The sequence below is a fragment of the Metapseudomonas boanensis genome (genome assembly GCF_042232855.1).
GTDB lineage: Bacteria > Pseudomonadota > Gammaproteobacteria > Pseudomonadales > Pseudomonadaceae > Metapseudomonas > Metapseudomonas boanensis.
Window position 1 is genome coordinate 589,988 of sequence record NZ_CP113889.1, and the last position, 18,052, is coordinate 608,039.

The 18,052-nt window shown below is 62.2% G+C and carries 19 protein-coding genes; 6 read left to right on the plus strand and 13 right to left on the minus strand.

Going from position 1 to position 18,052, the window contains the following annotated elements:
- Window positions 1–85: 85 nt before the first annotated feature.
- Window positions 86–976 carry a helix-turn-helix domain-containing protein gene (locus tag OXH74_RS02675; RefSeq protein ID WP_375739974.1) on the minus strand — a complete coding sequence of 297 codons (891 nt, stop codon included), beginning with the start codon at window positions 974–976 and terminating at the stop codon, window positions 86–88.
- 202 nt (window positions 977–1,178) lie between these two features.
- On the opposite strand from OXH74_RS02675, the gene pobA reads away from it, so the two are divergent.
- Together pobA and tatA are read left to right on the plus strand one after the other, a co-directional pair.
- Window positions 1,179–2,366, plus strand: a complete 1,188-nt coding sequence (gene pobA / locus OXH74_RS02680; protein ID WP_375739975.1) for a 4-hydroxybenzoate 3-monooxygenase — start codon at window positions 1,179–1,181, stop codon at window positions 2,364–2,366.
- 62 nt (window positions 2,367–2,428) lie between these two features.
- Window positions 2,429–2,635: a twin-arginine translocase TatA/TatE family subunit gene (gene tatA / locus OXH74_RS02685; protein ID WP_375739976.1), complete on the plus strand. Its 207-nt coding sequence runs from the start codon at window positions 2,429–2,431 to the stop codon at window positions 2,633–2,635.
- Between the two features lie 581 nt (window positions 2,636–3,216).
- On the opposite strand, the gene OXH74_RS02690 is transcribed toward tatA, so the two are convergent.
- The 3 genes from OXH74_RS02690 to OXH74_RS02700 all read right to left on the minus strand — a co-directional run bounded on the left by OXH74_RS02690 (window position 3,217) and on the right by OXH74_RS02700 (window position 5,262).
- Complete coding sequence (locus OXH74_RS02690; RefSeq protein ID WP_375739977.1) at window positions 3,217–3,702, minus strand: SgcJ/EcaC family oxidoreductase; 486 nt, start codon at window positions 3,700–3,702, stop codon at window positions 3,217–3,219.
- A 635-nt stretch (window positions 3,703–4,337) separates the two neighbouring features.
- The gene (locus tag OXH74_RS02695; RefSeq protein WP_375739978.1) at window positions 4,338–4,931 is read right to left on the minus strand and encodes a Dabb family protein; all 594 of its coding nucleotides are present in this window, start codon (window positions 4,929–4,931) and stop codon (window positions 4,338–4,340) included.
- Window positions 4,921–5,262, minus strand: a complete 342-nt coding sequence (locus OXH74_RS02700; protein ID WP_375739979.1) for a hypothetical protein — start codon at window positions 5,260–5,262, stop codon at window positions 4,921–4,923. The genes OXH74_RS02695 and OXH74_RS02700 overlap by 11 nt, the downstream gene beginning before the upstream one ends.
- A 177-nt stretch (window positions 5,263–5,439) precedes the next feature.
- Here OXH74_RS02700 and OXH74_RS02705 point away from each other — a divergent pair, with 177 nt between their 5' ends.
- Together OXH74_RS02705 and OXH74_RS02710 are read left to right on the plus strand one after the other, a co-directional pair.
- Window positions 5,440–6,438, plus strand: a complete 999-nt coding sequence (locus OXH74_RS02705) for an AraC family transcriptional regulator ligand-binding domain-containing protein (protein ID WP_375739980.1) — start codon at window positions 5,440–5,442, stop codon at window positions 6,436–6,438.
- A 92-nt stretch (window positions 6,439–6,530) separates the two neighbouring features.
- A complete protein-coding gene (locus OXH74_RS02710; RefSeq protein ID WP_375739981.1) occupies window positions 6,531–7,406 on the plus strand; it encodes an SDR family NAD(P)-dependent oxidoreductase in 876 nt (291 codons plus the stop codon).
- Between the two features lie 338 nt (window positions 7,407–7,744).
- Here OXH74_RS02710 and OXH74_RS02715 read toward each other — a convergent pair whose 3' ends face one another.
- From OXH74_RS02715 to OXH74_RS02725, 3 genes are all read right to left on the minus strand, one after another.
- A complete protein-coding gene (locus tag OXH74_RS02715; RefSeq protein WP_375739982.1) occupies window positions 7,745–7,951 on the minus strand; it encodes a hypothetical protein in 207 nt (68 codons plus the stop codon).
- A gap of 146 nt (window positions 7,952–8,097) precedes the next feature.
- Window positions 8,098–8,835, minus strand: coding sequence for a trypsin-like serine peptidase (locus OXH74_RS02720; protein WP_375739983.1), 738 nt, complete (start codon window positions 8,833–8,835; stop codon window positions 8,098–8,100).
- Window positions 8,836–8,935: 100 nt separating this feature from the next.
- Window positions 8,936–9,145 carry a cold-shock protein gene (locus OXH74_RS02725; protein ID WP_375739984.1) on the minus strand — a complete coding sequence of 70 codons (210 nt, stop codon included), beginning with the start codon at window positions 9,143–9,145 and terminating at the stop codon, window positions 8,936–8,938.
- A gap of 388 nt (window positions 9,146–9,533) precedes the next feature.
- Here OXH74_RS02725 and OXH74_RS02730 point away from each other — a divergent pair, with 388 nt between their 5' ends.
- Together OXH74_RS02730 and OXH74_RS02735 are read left to right on the plus strand one after the other, a co-directional pair.
- On the plus strand, window positions 9,534–9,947 hold the full coding sequence (locus tag OXH74_RS02730) for a hypothetical protein (RefSeq protein ID WP_375739985.1): 414 nt from the start codon (window positions 9,534–9,536) through the stop codon (window positions 9,945–9,947).
- Window positions 9,948–10,610: 663 nt separating this feature from the next.
- The gene (locus tag OXH74_RS02735) at window positions 10,611–11,189 is read left to right on the plus strand and encodes a LasR-specific antiactivator QslA (protein ID WP_375741709.1); all 579 of its coding nucleotides are present in this window, start codon (window positions 10,611–10,613) and stop codon (window positions 11,187–11,189) included.
- 51 nt (window positions 11,190–11,240) lie between these two features.
- Here the strand turns inward: OXH74_RS02735 and OXH74_RS02740 are convergent, their stop codons facing one another.
- The 6 genes from OXH74_RS02740 to lysA all read right to left on the minus strand — a co-directional run bounded on the left by OXH74_RS02740 (window position 11,241) and on the right by lysA (window position 17,967).
- Window positions 11,241–12,992 carry a SulP family inorganic anion transporter gene (locus OXH74_RS02740; protein ID WP_375739986.1) on the minus strand — a complete coding sequence of 584 codons (1,752 nt, stop codon included), beginning with the start codon at window positions 12,990–12,992 and terminating at the stop codon, window positions 11,241–11,243.
- 42 nt (window positions 12,993–13,034) lie between these two features.
- A complete protein-coding gene (locus OXH74_RS02745; RefSeq protein WP_375739987.1) occupies window positions 13,035–13,898 on the minus strand; it encodes an MBL fold metallo-hydrolase in 864 nt (287 codons plus the stop codon).
- Window positions 13,899–14,339: 441 nt separating this feature from the next.
- Window positions 14,340–14,762, minus strand: coding sequence for a hypothetical protein (locus tag OXH74_RS02750; protein WP_375741710.1), 423 nt, complete (start codon window positions 14,760–14,762; stop codon window positions 14,340–14,342).
- Between the two features lie 159 nt (window positions 14,763–14,921).
- Window positions 14,922–15,326, minus strand: a complete 405-nt coding sequence (locus OXH74_RS02755) for a VOC family protein (RefSeq protein ID WP_375739988.1) — start codon at window positions 15,324–15,326, stop codon at window positions 14,922–14,924.
- Between the two features lie 82 nt (window positions 15,327–15,408).
- Complete coding sequence (gene zapE / locus OXH74_RS02760; protein WP_375739989.1) at window positions 15,409–16,515, minus strand: cell division protein ZapE; 1,107 nt, start codon at window positions 16,513–16,515, stop codon at window positions 15,409–15,411.
- Window positions 16,516–16,728: 213 nt separating this feature from the next.
- Window positions 16,729–17,967 (minus strand): diaminopimelate decarboxylase, encoded by a 1,239-nt coding sequence (lysA, locus tag OXH74_RS02765; protein WP_375739990.1) that lies wholly within the window; start codon window positions 17,965–17,967, stop codon window positions 16,729–16,731.
- Window positions 17,968–18,052 lie beyond the last annotated feature (85 nt).

Sequence of the window (18,052 nt, forward strand, 5' to 3'; positions counted from 1 at the left end):
ATAACCCATGCCGCCTCCCGCTGATCCGAAGTCGGGATGACAGGAACCTGTTAAGAAAAATCCGCAGGCTGGAAAAAACTCGACACTACTCGACGTCGACATCGTGTCCGACGGAGTGCCGGAAAGCATTGGGTGACTGACCGCTGAGCCGACGGAAGAAGCGCGAAAAATAGGTTGGATCGCTAAAGCCCAGACTGTCGGACAGCTGGCTGATCGTCATTCTCGTGTAGATCAGGTTGCGCTTGGCTTCCAGCAAAAGGCGCTGATGAACGATCTGCAGGGCCGTCTGTCCGGCCAGTTGGCGGCAAAGAGTATTGAGGTACACGCTTGACATGCCGAGGCGGTGGGCGAAGGTTTCCACCGTCAGGTGCTCGCGATAGTGCTGCTCCACCAGTTTGATGAAGCGCCCCAGCAGTTGGCGGTTGCGTTCGTCACGATTGTCTGGCGGTACGTTCTGCTGGTTACGCCGACTGATCCACACGATCAGTAAGTTGACCAGGGAGTGCAGCAGCAGGTCGCGAGCAGGCGCGCTGCCTTCGTATTCCTGGTGCAGTAGGGTGAAGAGCATGTTTATGTAGCGGCGGTCGCGTCCCACCGGGTAGCTGCCAGATGAGGCCAGAACCGTCAAAGGAGCGCCCAGTTGCTCCTCCAACTGTGCCACCAGCGGCGCAGCGATGGTTAGCACATAGCCCTCGATGTCTTCCGAGAACTGGAACCCATGCACGCACAGCGGCGGCGTGACCTGGATCGCTGCTTCCAGAACCTCGGTGCGCCTGCCTTCAACCTCTACGACCGCCTGCCCGCGCTGGACATAGAGCAACTGGAACAGATCGGCGTGCCGATGGGGCTTGATTTCCCAGTGGTGAAGACTACTGCGCTTGGGAATCGACTCGCAGTGCAGCAGGTCTGGTGTTGGCCAGTCCAGGTTCTCGCCATAAAGCTTGAACACGGGAATGCCGGTAAGGATGGCTTTCATACTGGGTACGAGAGTGCAGTGGGTGGGTGAAGGCGTCTGGTACCGGTCGATAATCGGACGCAGTTTTCAAAAGTGCAATTCATGACGGAAATATCACCTTCTATTGGAGGCTCTGTCAGAAAAAAATGCAGGGAAACCCTAACCCTACCTAATCCAGTCACTGCCTGATCACCGACTGGATTGCACATGTGAGAGAACAAGAATGAACACTCAGGTTGCCATTATCGGTGCTGGTCCTTCCGGTCTTCTGCTCGGCCAACTGCTGCACAAGGCCGGTATCGACACCATCATCCTCGAGCGTCAGACCCCTGACTACGTGCTCGGCCGTATCCGCGCCGGCGTGCTGGAGCAGGGCACTGTCGACATGCTGCGCGAAGCCGGCGTTGCCGAACGCATGGATGCTGAAGGGCTGGTACACGAGGGAGTTGAGCTGGTGTTCGAGGGCAAGCGTGTTCCAATCAATCTGAAGGAACTGACTGGCGGCAAGACCGTCATGGTCTACGGCCAGACCGAAGTCACCCGTGACCTGATGGACGCTCGCACCGCCAGCGGCGCCCCGATCGTCTATTCCGCCGAGAACGTTCAGTTGCATCAGCTGAAGGGTGAAAAGCCTTATGTCACCTACGAGAAGGATGGCCAGATTCATCGTATTGACTGCGATTACATCGCCGGTTGCGACGGTTTCCATGGCGTTGCGCGCAAGAGTATTCCGGCAGGTGTGCTGACCGAGTACGAGCGCGTCTACCCGTTCGGCTGGCTGGGGCTGCTGTCCGACACCCCGCCGGTCAACGAAGAACTGATTTACGCTCACCATGACCGCGGATTCGTGCTGTGCAGCCAGCGCTCGCTGAGCCGCAGCCGCTACTACCTGCAAGTGCCGCTGACAGACAAGGTCGAAGAGTGGTCCGACGAGCGCTTCTGGACCGAGTTGAAAGCGCGCCTGCCGCAAGACGTGGCGGACAAGCTGGTCACCGGCCCGTCGCTGGAGAAGAGCATCGCACCGCTGCGCAGCTTCGTAGTGGAGCCGATGCAGTACGGTAACCTGTTCCTGGTGGGTGACGCTGCCCACATCGTGCCGCCCACCGGCGCCAAGGGACTGAACCTGGCCGCTTCGGACGTGTGCTACCTGTATCGCATCCTGGTCAAGGTCTACAAGGAAGGCCGCACCGACCTGCTGGAAAAATACTCCGAACTGGCTCTGCGACGCATTTGGAAGGGCGAGCGTTTCAGCTGGTTCATGACCAACCTCCTGCATAACTTCGACGGTCACAAAGACGCCTGGGACCAGAAGATGCAGCAAGCCGACCGTGAGTACTACCTGAACTCCCACGCCGGACTGGTCAACATCGCCGAGAACTACGTTGGCCTGCCCTACGAAAACGTCGAGTGAATCACGCGATGCCTCGCGGCGATACCGCGGGGCACCTGCTACCTGATAGAGGAGGACAGTCCATGGGGTTGTTCGATTGGAAACACTGGCTGGTTTTGCTCGTGGTCGTGCTGGTGCTGTTTGGCGGCAAACGGCTGAAAAGCCTAGGCGCTGACCTGGCGGAGTCGATCAAGGGCTTTCGTCGCTCGATGGCGTCCGAACTCGATGCCTCGGCAAACACCGAGTCGCCGTCGCGCCTGGGTATCGACAGCGACCCGGCCAGGCGGTAGAGCCCTTTGGTGAAGGGGCCCGCAGCCGTTTACTGGCTGATAACGTGTCGCCCCTTGGGCTGCGTGTTCGCTTTCAGCTTTACGCTGCGACCGAACGCTTAATACGGTCGCGGCAACACTGGATGCGGAACTCGCCAAGCCCGGTGGCAATGCCACTGGCGGAGTATCAAGTTGACTACCCAGATCGTAGTGAGCCAGGAAAAACTACGGATTAACGCTGCGCAAGATCATTACCTTTGAACGAGCCCCCTAATACCCCCTGATCTGAGCCTCCCCACACGCAGGAGAGAAAATGTTCCGTAGGAGCGGGCCAATCGGACGGCACTTTGGTTGGTCATCCTCGATTGCCGACGCCGCTCCTAGTTTTTATTCGCGCCTGACACATTGAGTCGCCAAGGATTTACAGACACTTTGCAGCTTCTACCTCTGGCCGGTTTCGACCTGACTCCACTGGCTGCTGAGGGTTGGCTCCAGCCACCAAGGGCGCTCCCAGAAGATGCCTGGCGGTTGAGGTGAGTGGCAGAAAAAGGCGCAGTCACTTGGATATCGACTCGATCGAAGTGTCATGCGCCCTTGGCGCCTCAGTTTTTCTCTGGCATTGCAGAGGAGTGGTGGCTGGTAATCAGCCACTGCTGTCCGTCCCACTTGTAGGTGTACGTATAGCGAGCTTTTACCTGGGTACCAATAGTGCCAAAGGTGAATGTATAGAGCCCGGCGTCAACCGCCGTATTACAGCCAATCTCTATGGTCCTCGAGTCGATCGTGCCTACCGGCCTGTTTTTCAGGAAGTGATGAAAGTAGTCCTCCTTTTCGGATGCGGTCAGTCGCGGTTTGTTCGATACGGTGGGAAGAAGGATGGAGCGCTCGGCATAGTTGGCGACAACCTTGTGTGGGTCGCCGGTTTGCAGTGAACGATTCCATCTGTCAAACAAGGCCGAGATTTCTTGCTCGCTGGTCAACTTGCAGACTTCCGTGTGTGCTGTACCGGACTCGTACTTCGATGAGTCTGAAGTACAGCCCGCAAGAACGGCGGCAAGGGCCGCTGACAGAACAGTTAGGTTTTTCATAGGTGATCTTCCGGTGGAGGTCGAAAAGGGAGGGGAATGACTGCGGGTTATGCAACAGGGTTCGAGGCGAAATACGACACGGATTCCAATCCAGAGTTTCTCCAACAGTACAGGTGGCAAATCAAACCAAACTGCTGACATGCCGGCAGCCTGTCCACTTTCAGCCATTGGCCGTTAAAACCGTCCACGACTGTCCGCTTATTGGGTCGAAAGTTGTCGCTCGAAATACATCCGTAAGCACGCGTTTGCACCTAACCCCGTAGGGCTCTGCTCCGCTCTGCGCCCATCTGGGAATGCGCTGCCCTTGGGCGGCGCTTTGGTTTTCAGCCTCGCCACCTCCTTGTCAGCAGACCTTGCTTCTGCTGGGGCTGGCCTGAGTCGAAGTAAGGAGCGTCCTCGAAGGGCCGCAGATCGCACGAGGTTGACAGACCGGCTCCAGGACCCGGCAGACCACAAGGGTCTCCCCGCGCGATCTGCCATGAAACACCGCAGCAAAAAACCTGCATGCGTGCGTGTGCCTGCAAAGAAGATTCGCTGTTTTTCGCATGCACCATTCGGCCAATCGCGCCCGGAGTACGGGCTAAATCCGGCCACGGGATTGGCCGTGACGGGGCGCAGGATAGGCAGACTGGCGATCAAGCAGGCGCCAGCACGCTGGCTGGTAGTGGGCAGAACGCATGGCAGATGGCCTCGACCGTCCACTCGGGGAAGCCCGGGTCGAACCAGCGGTCCACCCAGCCCCAGTGGAACGGATGCAGCAGGTACTCACCGTGCAGGTCGCCCTCCTCAGCGAACTCCTGCTGCCAGACGTGGCTCCAGTGGCTCGTCGAGGTGACCCGGCCGAGTTGCCAGTTTCGGATGCCACGCATGTAGCCGGGCATGGCCAGCAAGTCGCGCTCCAGGGCCTCCACCTGGTGCGCCGGAGCTTCAGGACGCACGCGCAACAGCAGTGTCCGCAGCACGCCTGCGACCAGGCCGGGCGCACGTTCGCCGCCGCCTATACGTATATGGCTGAGCCGATCTACTCGCGCCACGCCGGGCAGTTCTTCAAGGCTGGCCGCGCCGGGTGCACGCAGGTCAACGCTGAAGTCCCCCGCCCCCCAGCAACCGGGCAGGTTGCGGCCAGCAAAGGCAAGAGGTGCCGCCTGACACCAGCGGTCCAGGGCACGCTCGAAGGTGGGAACGTCGGCATCGGCAGCAAGGTAAATCTGGGCGACTTCAGACGACATGATTCAGCTCCCCGGATACCGGCAGCCGGCAGTCTGCGCTGGCGAGGATGTGGCGCCGGCGATGGCGGCAGAGGCGGTCCAGCTTCGGCCAGACGACCGACGACGCTCCGGGATTTGCCCGCATACGGTAGTACGACGGCACGTCTGGCAACTGCCACAGCAGCCAAAGCGTGGTGGGTACATCTGCCACCACCACGGGCGGCGAGACCCAGCGGTTGAGTAGCACCGGCAACGGTTCCGGAAGGCCCGGCAGGTATTCGTCATCGATCAACGCCAGCACGCGCGGCACCTCGCTCGCGTCCAGGGTGATTTCATCCAGCAGGTGAATCATCGGTCGGCCCCTTGCCAAGATTGCGTGCAGTTCGCAGGTCGGCGTCTTACCATCCGGCAGCGGACGGGACGCCTGCGACCCGACTGGACGCCAGTGCCATCCTGCACGGTGGAGTTCGGTCGAACCACTACCCGGCCGATCAGCCAGCGCCATCACAACGCTCAGAGCCCGACTCGTATGCCGCGACCCCGCACACCGCTGTCCCCTACCCCGAGCCTGGGAACACGGCTGCTGGATGAGCTGCGCCGCAGCGGCGCCGATAGCGCGACGATGGCCGATGCAGCAGGGCACCTGTCGTCCGGCGCCTTCGCCACGTTGTACCGCTCGGCCATCGAGCGGCTGGAAGCCCAGGTCGCGCAGGGCGACAGCCATGCGCCGATGCGCAAACGGGAGGTCGACCTGCTCTGCCGTTGCCTGCTGAGTTGCCGGACCCTGGACGATGCCATCCTTTGCGCGGCCGACTTCTGCGCGATGCTGCACCCGCGCGCCGGGGCGCTGAGCCTGTCGACGGAAGATGGCGTAGCGCTGTTTCGCATGGATTCGATGCGCCGCCGTCATAGCCCGGCGGCCTGCCTGGTGGATGTCACCGGGCTGCTGTTCTACCTGCGTCTGTTCGCCTGGCTGATCGGCGAACCATTCCGGCCAACGCGAACCTTCCTCGGCCACCCGAACCGTGAAGATGCCATTCCCTTTCTCAGCCTGTTCGAAGGCCCCGTGGACGTGGGGCAACCGACCTATGGCTTCGCCTTCGATGCCGCACTGCTGGCGCGACCGGTACGGCGGCGCCCTGCTGAACTGGAGGCCTTCCTGGTCGACTTTCCGTTCCGCCTGGCTTCCAGCGAGCCGGCCTCGGCCGTATCGCTGACGCAGCAGGTTCGCAGCTTCATCGACGCCGCCCTCGCCCGCCAGGTGCCCCTGCCGACCCAACGGGAGCTCAGCATCGCGCTCTCCATCAGCGAAGCCACGTTGCGGCGGCGCTTGCACGCTGAAGGCAGCGGCTACCGGGCCCTGCGCGAACACTGCTTGCTGGAGGCTGCGCAGCATTACCTGCGCAGCACCGACTGGTCCATCGAGCGCGTGGCCGGTCACTTGGGCTTCAGCAATGCCGCCGCAATGCGCAGGGCCATGGTGCGGTTGACGGGTTATCCACCGAGCCATTACCGGCACGCTCATTGAGCGATACGGTAGCGCTCGCTGAGTGACCGGGCGGCGGTTGCGAGCAGCACGTGCACGCACAATCGGCTCATCCAAACCCGAGGAGATGAGCCATGCCCCATACCCGTACGCCCAAGCTGAGTGGCAAAGTCGCGCTGGTCACCGGCGCCAGCCGCGGCATCGGCCGCGCCATTGCCCAGCGCCTGGCGGCTGAAGGCGCCACTGTCGTCGCTGTGGCGCGAAGCCTGGAACATTCAGCCAGCATGAGCGGGACGCTGGCCGAGACGGTGGCCCTGATCGAGCAGGCCGGTGGCCGGGCAATCCCCCTGGCGCTGGACCTGACCAATGCGGCCGACCGAGATGCTCTGCCAGCCCTTGCCGCGCAGCTGGCTGGTGGGCTGGACATTCTGGTGAACAATGCCGGAGTAGCGGATTACAGCCGTGTCGAAGAAATGCCGCTGGAGGTTTACGAGCGCACGCTGGACCATTACCTGCGCATTCCCTTCGCGCTGAGCAAGGCAGCGATTCCGCTGATGCGCCAGCGTGGCGCTGGCTGGATCGTCAACCTCGGCTCCGTCACTGCACTGCCGCCCCTGAAACCGTATGACGACTTCGCGCGCGTTGGCGGGACCAGTGTCTATGCCGCTGCAAAAGCGGCACTGGCGCGCTTTACCCAAGGGCTGGCGGCGGAGCTGGAGGCTGACAACATCGCCGTGAATCTGGTGGCCCCAAGCACTGCAATCCTCACCCCGGGCGCCGCGCGTTACATCCCGGAGAGCTACCCGACCGAGCGGGTGGAGTACTTGGCCGAAACAGCATTGGCGCTTTGTCACCTGCCGGCCCGGGAACGCACCGGATTGCTGACCCACAGCCTGCACTTTCCACTCTCCGCCGGGTTGACCGTCCATTCGCTGGACGGCCGCGAAACACTGCCGCCCCCTACCCTGCCCGACTATGCACATCCCGGCATCGAGGCGGTTCTGGCCTGAAGTGTTGGAGCGGTGCCCGCGAAGCGGAGAGCCGCCTGGCCCAACAAGCAGGCTGGAAGGCCGCCGAGGGTGCCCGGGCCTTGGCAGATGGACGTCGTTGACCTGCCTGCGGCATGGAAGTGCTTGAGCACCGCGCTTGCTTCGGGCCCGCCTGCTCTCATTAGCAGAAGAAGCGGTTGCAAGGCATGCTGGCCTGCGCATTCACGCGCTACCGCTGGAGCTACCCAATCTGGCATGAACGCACCGGCGCCGCCCCCTTGCGGCGCTGGCTGCGTCGGCAGTTCCAGCTGGCGGCCGGGGACCCTCAGAGGGCTTGGCCCAGTCGCTGAAGGTTGGGGTTAGCCGGGCGTTTCCTGCGGGGTCGCTTGAGGATCGGTGGACGCCTCCGGAAGTGCACTGCGCTGATGCCCCCTCGCCCAGGGGGTCTTGGACTTTTCGCCCGTTGCGCCATGCGGGACGCTTTGGATTTCCCCTCCGTTGGAAAGGAAAGACGCTACTTGTTCTTCGAGGGCCGCCCTGGCCCGGTCAATCACGGGATTCGTCATGATGGTTTCCTTTAGCGAGCGGGCAGAATTTCGGTACAGCGTCCGCTAATGAATCAACCGGACAAATGGTCCCACACATTCTGCCTCTTGGCCGAGTATGCGCTTTTCCTGGCGATAGGATGCTTCTTTAAGGGTGGGGCGCCGTTTTATCCCTGGCTCAGCAACATCAGGATGTCGGCGTACCACACAGCGTTGAGCCCCAGGGCCTCGTCCTGCAGCGCATCACGTGAGCCTTCGTCCAGGCGGGCTGAATGCACCCCGAGCAATATCCAGGGAAAGTCCGCCTCGAACGGCGCTGTCGCGCGCATCACGACAGGGGCACCGCTACTTCCCCGGTGTGTGCGGGCATCGACCAGAAAGTAGCCTTTGCCATGGAAGCGCAGCCCAAAGGCTGACGCAACAATGCCGTGCCGTACCACCGGTGTACGGTGCAGCGCATCGTGAAAACCGAGTGGATAACCGATCACCAGCAACGAGGTGCCCACCTCGACCTGATCGCCCGGCTTGAGCAGTTGGTGTTCACTGAAGGGCCGGTAAAGCGCGGAGGCCGGCAAAAGGCTTCGATCCAGCTCGAGCGTTGCCACATCGACCTGGCCGGAACTGTCAGTAGCCTGATGCCAGAGGCCCTTCCCCTCGCAGTAAAGCGGGATCCAGACTTGGGTCACCTCCGCCAGGTTTTCCGCACTGGTGTGCAGCTCCACGGTCAGGTGGCTGGGGAAATGGCCACTCGGTTCATCGAACAGGACGTGTCCGCTGGTCACCAGGAACAGTCGCTCGCCTCGGGTGAACAGAAACCCAGTGGCATTGGTCAGGCCTTGTTCACCATTGAATGTGCGGATCAGCACGGTGCTCAGCAGCAGCGGGTCTATTGCGGGTTTAGCCACGCTCTCGCTCCTTGCGCCCTGCTCATTGCCCCGTCGGGTGCAGGACGCAGGGCCAAGCACGGGGTCAGGAAACCCCGCGCAAATGAAACTCGGTTGATGCTCAGGCGGGTTGGACCTGATCAGCCTGCAGGCCTTTTTCACCCTTGGTGACCACGAAGGTCACGGCCTGGCCTTCAGCCAGCGTCTTGTAGCCTGAGCCTTCGATGGCGCGGAAATGCACGAACAGATCGGGCCCCTCCGTCGGCGTAATGAAGCCGTAGCCCTTCTCTTCGTTGAACCATTTGACGGTGCCGCTTTGACGATTGGACATTTTGAATCTCCAGGGTGATGGGACAACCGACGATGACCGGGCGCGGCCTGCCGGGCTGAATGCAAAGAATTAGAGGGAAACCGAGGAGATGAGAAAAGCGGACATCAGATCAGCATCGCGGTGACAATTTGCAGAGCAGCCAATTGACTATAGAGCTTTCATCAAGCGCTGCCCGGCTAATTCTCGGCAAACTGCCGAAAGGTGCCGTGGCCCCCAGCGTTTCTGGCCTCGTGACCCACGAGACGACAAACCAGCGGCGTGGAACTCCCCCAACCCCGGCGCCTGACAATTACACGCCCGCTTGATGTAGCGCAAAGCTGACTGTTCCGGTCGGTCTAGGCTGGCAAATGAGTACCACTGATCTGCAGCTGCCCTAAGGAGAGACACGATGAACACTCAGTTGAAACTGCTGGTCGCCGCGACCCTGGCCAGCGCCACGCTGGTTGGCTTTGCGGCAGAGGAGCCCAAGACGACCGCACCGGCCGAAACGACCGCATCGACTCCAGCAGTGACGGAGCAGGCAATATCCGAGCAGATGAAGAAGATGCAGGCCGCCCACGATAAGGTCGCAGCGGCCAAGACGCCGGAGGAACGCCGCGCCGCCATGCTGGAAAGCATGAACGTCATGCGCGAAAGCATGGGCATGATGTCTGCGCAGAGTGACGTTAACTGCCCTGGGATGGGGATGGGCATGAGCAAAGGGATGGGGATGGGAATGGGTGGCGGCCACATGGGCATGGGTCAGATGATGATGAAAATGATGGAACAGCAGTCGCACATGATGGGCATGCCCGCGAAGTAGTAAGGATTCACCTCCGCACAACGTGACTCTCCGCCTCACCCCCGTACATGGGGGTGAGGTTAGCAGTACATGGCGCACACAGCGCCGCATCGTCGGCAGATCGTACGTGGACTGAAATCAGGTTTGCTGGGCAAGTCCTACATTCCTGGCCGGTCACTTCCTACGCAACACTTCTAACCCACAATTTCCTCGATATGTAGAGAAATTTCATACAACCATTTAGCCTTGAGTGCTTACAGACGCCCTCGCTAGAGTCCCCGTCCGTCGTGGCTCAGACCACGACACGGGTGTCGCAACCCGGGACTCATGCAGGGCGCGGTAACGCCATGATCTCCAGGCCGAAGTAGCCATCGACCTGATGTTCTCGTTCGTCCATGGCGGGCCGTGCAGGGAAGGCTCAGGCCTTGCCGGGTTGTTCCTCGCGTGACCGGTTTGCGACCCCTGCATTGGCCCGCCACCCTATCGTGTCGCAACGGTATCTGGCGGCTCCTCAATCACGCGAGGAAGCATGGATATGCACGTCTCATTTTTTACATACGCGCCCCACCGCCGTTCGCCCCGCCCCACCTGCCGGCGATATGCCCCGCCTGCAGTCACCGGCTGCACATCACCTGGCCAACTCCTGCACATATCGTGCGAAGCCCAAGTCAGGAGGCAGCCGTGATGACAACACCCCCGGTCTTTCCCAAGCCTGACGATTTTCCCGATGACATTTTGGTGGTGAACGCTGACTCCCCTGCGGAGGAAATCCGCGCGCTCGGTACCTATAGGTTGGTCCAGGTCACTCAGCTCATCCAACGTATGCGGACGCTCTGTGCCAAAGGGCGGCGGGAGGCTCAGGAATTCGGCATGGCGTTCGATGGCGTAGAAGCCCTGCTGATGGATGCCCATCTGAAATTTGAACAAGCCGCGTTGAAACCCATACCGTTCCCCTTTCAGGATGACAGCGCGGGCCTGAAGGTAGAGAAGCTGACCGTTATCCCGGCCACCGCCCATTGCCGCGAACTGCCGCTGAACCTCTGGCAGGCTCGTCACGCCGACGACCTCCAGCGAGGCATGAGCGCTGCCGAGACATGCCTGAAGCAGGCAAAATCCTCGCCCTGGGCAAGCTTCATGTATCTGCGCGACCGAGTTCCGGCGGGCCGACCGCGCAATGCATTCGAAGCAGGCTTCCTGATTCGAATGTACCAACGCATGCAGCGGTTGGAAGGGCTTCTTCGGAGCACCGGAAAAGATCGCTGAGGGCGATGCCCGGCTGGTCTGATGAGCTCAGACCTGCCGGGCTTGATGGCGTCACTGGCGGGCCTGCAACGAGCCCTGCAAGGTCCTTGTAGCAACCGCCGGGTCCAGGGTGCGCAAGGCGTCGAACTGGCTGACGAACACTTGCCCACCAAAGCGCTCCAGGAAATCGGAACGCCTTAGCTGATCCATCACCGGGCCCTTCACCTCAGACAGGTGCAGCTGCACCCCGGCGGCATCCAGCCGTTCGACGATGGCGTACAGCGAGTCCAGCGCGCTGGCGTCGATCAGGTTGACGCCAGAACACATCAGCACCAGATGACGCACCTGCGGCCGCGTGGCGACCAGCTCCCCGACACGCTCCTCGAGATAGCGGGCATTGGGGAAATAAAGGCTTTCATCGACCCGCAGCGAGAGCACGCTCGGGCTCTCCACCACTTCGAAGCGGGCAACGTTGCGGAAATGCTCGCTCCCCGGCAACTGACCGACAACGGCCATGTGCGGGCGGCTCGTACGCCAGAGGAAAAGCAGCAACGAAATCCCGACGCCGAGCAGGATGCCTGCCTCCACGCCGATCAGCAGCACGCCCGCCATCGTCGCCGCCTGGGCCGCGCCATCCTGGTGGGAATAGCGCCAGGTATGTCGCAGCGACTTGAAATCGACCAGGCTCAACACCGCGACGATGATGGTCGCCGCCAGCACAGCCTGTGGCAGGTTGTGCAGCAGCGGGGTGAACAGCAGCACGCTGAACGCGATACCAGCGGCAGTAAATACGCCTGCCATGGGAGTTTGCGCACCGGCATCGAAGTTGACCACCGAGCGGGCGAAGCCGCCAGTGACCGGGAACCCACCACTGAAGGCTGCAGCGAGATTCCCCGCACCCAGGCCCATCAATTCGTTGTCCGGATCGATGCGCTGGCGACGCTTGGCCGCCAGTGTCTGCGCAACGGATACGGACTCGACAAACCCCACCAGGCTGATCAATAACGCCGCCGGCAGCAGCTGCAGGGCCAGATCGAGGTCGAGCGAAGGCAATGCGAGCCCCGGTAGCCCCCGAGGAACAGTGCCTACCACCTTGACCCCGCCTTCCTCCAGACCGAATACCGTGACCGTGGCAATCGACGCGATGATCGCCAACACCGGCCCAGCCTTGGCCAGGTTGCCGGCAAGGCGTGCGCTGACGCCACGGTGCTCGAGCAATGGTCTTAGCCGACTCCGGGCCCACCACAACCAGAGCAGGCTGCAGGTCCCAATCGCCAGCGTGGTCAGATGGACTCCCGGCAGGTTGTGCACCAGCGCCGGCAGCAATTCCAGCAGGGTATCGCCGGAGGCGGAGATGCCAAGGATGTGCTTGAGCTGCCCCACGGCGATCAGGATGCCGGAGGCACTGATGAAGCCGGAGATCACCGGATGGCTGAGAAAGTTGGCGATAAAGCCCAGCCGCAGCAGAGCCATCCCCGCCAGGATCAACCCGGAGAGCGCCGCCAGCAGCATGGCCGCCCCCATATACCCGGAACTGCCCGCCGGGAACAGTGGATCGAGTGCGGCAGCGGTCATCAACGACACCACTGCCACCGGCCCCACCGCCAAAGTCCGGCTGGAGCCGAACAGCGCGTAGGCGAGCAACGGCAGGATGCTGGCATACAGGCCGGTCGCCGGCGGGAGCCCTGCCAGCATGGCGTAGGCCAGGCTCTGTGGTACCAGCATCAGGGTAACGATCAACGCCGCCAGTCCGTCCTGCGCAGCGGTTGCACGGTCGTAACGACGGCCCCAGTCCAGGCTGGGGAACCAGCGGCGCAGCCTCATTGGGTCGATCTCGCAACAATGGCGATCTGCAAGGCCATCACTTCAGAGCACATCGAGCGGGATCTTCAGGTAACGGACGCCATTATCCTCGGCAGGCGGTAACTGGCCCGCCCGCATGTTCACCTGGACCGAAGGCAGGATCAGCGCCGGCATGTCGAGGGTGGCATCACGAGCGTTTCTCATCGCCACGAAGGCGTCCTCGCTGACGCCCTGGTGCGCATGGACATTGTGCTCACGCTGCTCGGCCACCGTGGTTTCGAAGCGATAGTCATCGCGCCCTGGGGCCTTGTAGTCATGGCACATGAACAGGCGGGTATCGTCCGGCAACTCGAACAACCGATGGATAGAGTGGAACATCGCCCGCGCATCGCCGCCGGGGAAATCGCAGCGGGCCGTGCCATAGTCGGGCATGAATAGCGTGTCACCGACGAAGGCTGCATCACCGATGACGTAGGTCATACACGCCGGGGTGTGGCCGGGCGTATGGATGGCACGTGATTCGACGGTACCAACCTGGAAGCGGTCGCCATCCTTGAACAGCCGATCGAACTGCCGACCGTCGGTGGCGAACTCAGTGCCGGCGTTGAACAGCTTGCCGAAGGTGTCCTGGACCACCGTGATCAGCTCGCCGATGGCCAACTGGCCTCCCAGTTCGCGCTGGAGATAGGGCGCAGCGGAAAGGTGGTCGGCGTGGACGTGGGTTTCCAGCAGCCAGTCGACGGTCAGGCCCTGCTCACGCACGTAGGCGACCAGGCGCTTCGCACTCTCGAACGAGGTCCGCCCCGCAGCCGGGTCGTAATCGAGCACCGAATCGATGATGGCACAGCGTTGGGTCGCTGGGTCGCTGACGACATAGCTGTAGGTGCTGGTGGCAGGATCGAAGAAAGCTTCGACGCGCGGTTGCATGGTAGAACTCCTCTTGAGCGATACCCCCAGGGGTATATGCGGAGAAGATCGTACTAAATTTTTGGATCTATGCTTAGCACGTTTTTGCATATCACTGAGCCCGCTGTAACTCCTCTTGGATCGAGGATACTAAGCTCTTGATAATTAAAGCATCGGCGAGGAATACCGCCCGACAGAGCGCCAGGAGCGGGCACCAGAGGCCAGGGAGAGGCGGCACAGCCGTCCAGGACCTTCCGCCATCCGGGGCGAAGGACTGGACGACGCCGTACCACGTATGCCAAGCGGCAAAGTAGCTGCCCCCAGAAGTCGCTGGCGAACAGCGTGCTCAGCTCAACCGTCCGTAAGTCAGCGTCTGGGACTCTAGCCCGGTAGGAAGGGTTGAGCGCAGCGATACCTATCAATCGCGACGATGAGCATCGCTGCGCTCAACCTGCGAACGCGTCAATCGAAAGCTTCGTCATCACGAATGAGGACACAGGCGCGACCGTTGTCGTCCTCATGGCAGTCGTACAGGTAGTACATCTCGACGGTCCCGCTCGCGGTCATCACCGCCACGTAGTCGCCGGGCTCGGGCAGGAAGAACGCCTTGGACGCGGGCTGGGCCTCGCACTCGATCAGCGCGCTGAAGAACAGCGCCGGGTCGCTGTCGTCGAAGTAGTCGTCGCGTTGCTGCTCGCTCCAGTCCGCCGGGGCCTGGAAAGGGCCGGTGAACAGCACGCGGGCATCGCCCAGGTCTTCTTCTTCGGCGTCCGGGTCATTGTCGTCCGGACGGTAGACAGTGCAGTCCAGGGCATCGGCATGGCCGAGAATGGCTTGCCGGGCAGCAAGGCGCTTATCCGGGTCGAGCTCTGCGGCCTGGCAGATCTGGACCCAGTTTTCGTCTTGGCGTGGGGGCACGGGGTGTTCCTTGTGGGGAGGCGGGGCGCCTAGTGTCCGGCAGGCGCGCCCAGGGCGCAATCGGTCGCTGGTTCCGGCGAGTCGCCTGCGGATGGCAAAAGAAGAATGCCAGGCGGATCGTCCCGGTCAGTCATGCTCGCCGCCGCACCACATACCTTCGAGTTTGAGGCCATCGGGGTCGAGGAAGTACACGGCGTAGTAGTCCTCGTAATACTCGCCGGCGGGGTCCACGATGGTCACGCCGTTCTGCTCGAGGAATATCTGCAGGGCATCCACGTCCTTGCGGCTGCGCAGAAAGAATGCGTAGTGATGGAAGCCAACGTCACCGATGCGGTGCTTGTGCTTTCTGCCCTTGGCATCGGCGGCGAAGATCCAGAAGCGGGTCTTTGCAGTCTTCCAGCCGATGGCGTTCTCGTACTCGTTGGAAATCTCCAGGCCGAGGAACTCGAACAGCCGGCCGTAGAACTCTTTGGAGCGCGGGAAATCGCTGACGGAGATCACCAGGTGGTCGGTGTCCAGAACCCTGCTCATGGGGGGACTCCTGCTGCGTGGGTGTTCAGCAGGTATAGACCCTGGCTGGGGTGATTGTGCTACTACCGTGCCCCGCTCGGCATCAGAACCGCTGCATCTGCATCTCCTGCAGGCGGCTCAAGGTGCGGCGAAAGGGAAAGCCCAGGTAGCCCTCAGTATAAAGCTCATCCAGTGGCACAGCTGCTTCCAGGTAGAGCGGCACGCGGCGGTCGTAGCACTCATCCACCAAGGCGATGAAACGGCGCACGCTGTCGTCATGGACCGACAGCCCAGGCATTTGCCGGTCACCGGCTACCACGCGCTCCACGCCATCCTCGGTGCCGCGGGCGATGCGCGCTTCGCGCTGCTGGCCGCTAAGGTTGGGCACCTCGCTCAGCAGCAGTGCCGGGAAGCAGTCGCACAGGGCGATGAAATCGAGAGCGGCAAGCGGCTGCTCGCAGAGATCAGCAAAGCGGAGCCAGGCCGCCGCCTTGCAGCGACGCACGACTGGAACAGAGCGATGACCGAGCTCGATGGGCTCGGTGGAAACGCCCTGCCCGGCTGCCAGGCGTTCGAACGCCTCATGCAACGCGCTGGGCTGGTCCGGCTGCTCTACCCAGTAACGCGGATGGGCAACCCCCGGGTGCAGACGATGGTCCTGCCCGCCGTCCACGCCCACCACCTGCATGTGCCGCTCGATGGCGGCAATGGCCGGGAGGAAGCGCTCGCGGTTGAAGCCATCGGCATAGAGCTGCTGCGGCGGCTGGTTGGAGGTAGCAACCAGCACCACGCCTTCCTCGAACATCAGTTGCAGCAGGCGACCAAGGAGCATGGCGTCGCCGATATCGCTGACAAAGAGCTCGTCGAAGCACAGCACCCGCACCTGCTCGCCCAACTCGCGGGCCAGGGCGTGTAGCGGGTCGGGCGTACCGGTGAGCTGGAACAGCCGCTGGTGCACCCAGCGCATGAAGTGATGGAAATGTTGACGCCGAGACGGCACCCGCAGGCTCTGATGGAAGCGGTCCATCAACCAGGTCTTGCCGCGCCCTACCGGGCCCCAGAGATAAACGCCGGTCGCCGGCCCGGAACCGTGAAGGGCCTCATGGCAGGCATGCAGCCATTGAGCGGCATTGTGCTGGGCGGTATCCGGCTGGAAGCCGCCTTGCTCGAGGGCTTGCTGATAGGCAGCGAGGGGAGAGTCGTAATTCATGGCGCCGCATTGTGCGGGTTGGGTCAGAGGAAGCAAGGGGGCCGGTTACTGTGGGAGCGAGGGAGCGCCTAACTCTTGCTCGCGAATGGGACCTTTTCGCGAGCAAGCTCGCTCCTACAAGACCGTCGATTGCTCGCAACCGCTAACGCAGACATAGCCCATTCATTCGCTCCGACAAGGTGGAAATCCAGCGGCTGGATTTCCACCCGGGGCTTAGAACTGCTCCAGCGCCAGCAGGTCGGCCAGGGACTGGCGGCGGCGGATCAGGCGGGCTTCATCGCCATCGACCAACACTTCCGGCAGCAGCGGACGGCTGTTGTAGTTGGACGACATGGATGCGCCATAGGCCCCGGTGTCGTGGATCAGCAGCAGGTGACCGACCTGGGCCACCGGCAGTGCACGCGGGGCCACCAGGCCGCCGTCGTGCTGGGTGAAGACGTCGCCGGACTCGCACAGCGGACCGGCCACGACGGTCGGGCGCTGCGGGGCAGTGACCGGGTTACCGGCTTCGTCCAGCAGGGTCATGTCGTGGAAGCTGCCATACATGGACGGACGCATCAGGTCGTTGAAGCCGGCATCCACCATGACGAAGTGGTTGTTGCCGACATCCTTGGTCGCGCGCACCTCACTCAGCAGGCAGCCGGACTCGGCCACCAGGAAACGTCCGGGCTCGATCTCCAGGCGCACCGGGTGGCGCAGCAGCCCTTCGATTTCGCGGCGGGCCTGGTTCCATAGGTCGGCGTAGCGCTTGATATCGACTGAGGCATCACCCTCGCGATAAGGGATCGACAGGCCACCGCCCGCGGAGATCGCCTCCAGGTCACAGCCAAGATCGCGCACCGCGCCGACCATGGCGCCGCACACCTGCTCCAAGTGGCTGTAGTCCACCCCGGAGCCGATGTGCATATGCAGGCCCACCAGGACCAGGCCGTAGTCGCGGATCACCGCAAGGGCAGCGTCCAGTTGGCTGTGCCAGATGCCGTGCTTGCTGTTCTCGCCGCCGGTGTTGGTCTTCTGGCTGTGGCCATGGCCGAAGCCGGGGTTGATGCGCAGCCATACGCGATGGCCGGGGCTTTGCTGGCCGAGCTGGGTGAGCATGTCGATGGAGCCGACGTTGACTTCTATGCCCAGCTCGACAACGCGCTTGAGGGTCGCGCGGTCGAGCAGATCGCAAGTCAGCACCACACCGGCCGGCTCGCCCTTGGGCGAATAGCCCGCCAGCAGTGCACGCTCGATCTCGCCGAGGGACACCGCATCCACCTGCACGCCCTCTTCACGCATCAGACGCAAGATGCTCAGGTTGGAGCAGGCCTTCTGGGCAAAGCGGATCACGTCGAAACCTTGCAGCTGGGCGATGCGCTCGCGAATCACCTGGGCGTCGTAGCACCACAGCGGGGTGCCGTGTTCACGGGCGAGGCTGGCAAGGGTCGAAGCGGGGATGTTCGGGCGCATGGCGGACTCCGGATTCAGATGCCGCCATGATGGCAAGCCGACTTGATTCAGAAAAATACCAATTTATTCATACTCGATTCATTAT

Coding starts and splice junctions, on each gene's coding strand:
- OXH74_RS02710 (WP_375739981.1), top strand. CDS start 6,531: ATGCCCCATACCCGTACGCCCAAGCTGAGTGGCAAAGTCGCGCTGGTC.
- OXH74_RS02690 (WP_375739977.1), bottom strand. CDS start 3,702: ATGAAAAACCTAACTGTTCTGTCAGCGGCCCTTGCCGCCGTTCTTGCG.
- pobA (WP_375739975.1), top strand. CDS start 1,179: ATGAACACTCAGGTTGCCATTATCGGTGCTGGTCCTTCCGGTCTTCTG.
- tatA (WP_375739976.1), top strand. CDS start 2,429: ATGGGGTTGTTCGATTGGAAACACTGGCTGGTTTTGCTCGTGGTCGTG.
- OXH74_RS02715 (WP_375739982.1), bottom strand. CDS start 7,951: ATGACGAATCCCGTGATTGACCGGGCCAGGGCGGCCCTCGAAGAACAA.
- OXH74_RS02675 (WP_375739974.1), bottom strand. CDS start 976: ATGAAAGCCATCCTTACCGGCATTCCCGTGTTCAAGCTTTATGGCGAG.
- OXH74_RS02745 (WP_375739987.1), bottom strand. CDS start 13,898: ATGCAACCGCGCGTCGAAGCTTTCTTCGATCCTGCCACCAGCACCTAC.
- OXH74_RS02695 (WP_375739978.1), bottom strand. CDS start 4,931: ATGTCGTCTGAAGTCGCCCAGATTTACCTTGCTGCCGATGCCGACGTT.
- OXH74_RS02700 (WP_375739979.1), bottom strand. CDS start 5,262: ATGATTCACCTGCTGGATGAAATCACCCTGGACGCGAGCGAGGTGCCG.
- OXH74_RS02730 (WP_375739985.1), top strand. CDS start 9,534: ATGAACACTCAGTTGAAACTGCTGGTCGCCGCGACCCTGGCCAGCGCC.
- OXH74_RS02735 (WP_375741709.1), top strand. CDS start 10,611: ATGACAACACCCCCGGTCTTTCCCAAGCCTGACGATTTTCCCGATGAC.
- OXH74_RS02740 (WP_375739986.1), bottom strand. CDS start 12,992: ATGAGGCTGCGCCGCTGGTTCCCCAGCCTGGACTGGGGCCGTCGTTAC.
- OXH74_RS02725 (WP_375739984.1), bottom strand. CDS start 9,145: ATGTCCAATCGTCAAAGCGGCACCGTCAAATGGTTCAACGAAGAGAAG.
- OXH74_RS02755 (WP_375739988.1), bottom strand. CDS start 15,326: ATGAGCAGGGTTCTGGACACCGACCACCTGGTGATCTCCGTCAGCGAT.
- zapE (WP_375739989.1), bottom strand. CDS start 16,515: ATGAATTACGACTCTCCCCTCGCTGCCTATCAGCAAGCCCTCGAGCAA.
- lysA (WP_375739990.1), bottom strand. CDS start 17,967: ATGCGCCCGAACATCCCCGCTTCGACCCTTGCCAGCCTCGCCCGTGAA.
- OXH74_RS02705 (WP_375739980.1), top strand. CDS start 5,440: ATGCCGCGACCCCGCACACCGCTGTCCCCTACCCCGAGCCTGGGAACA.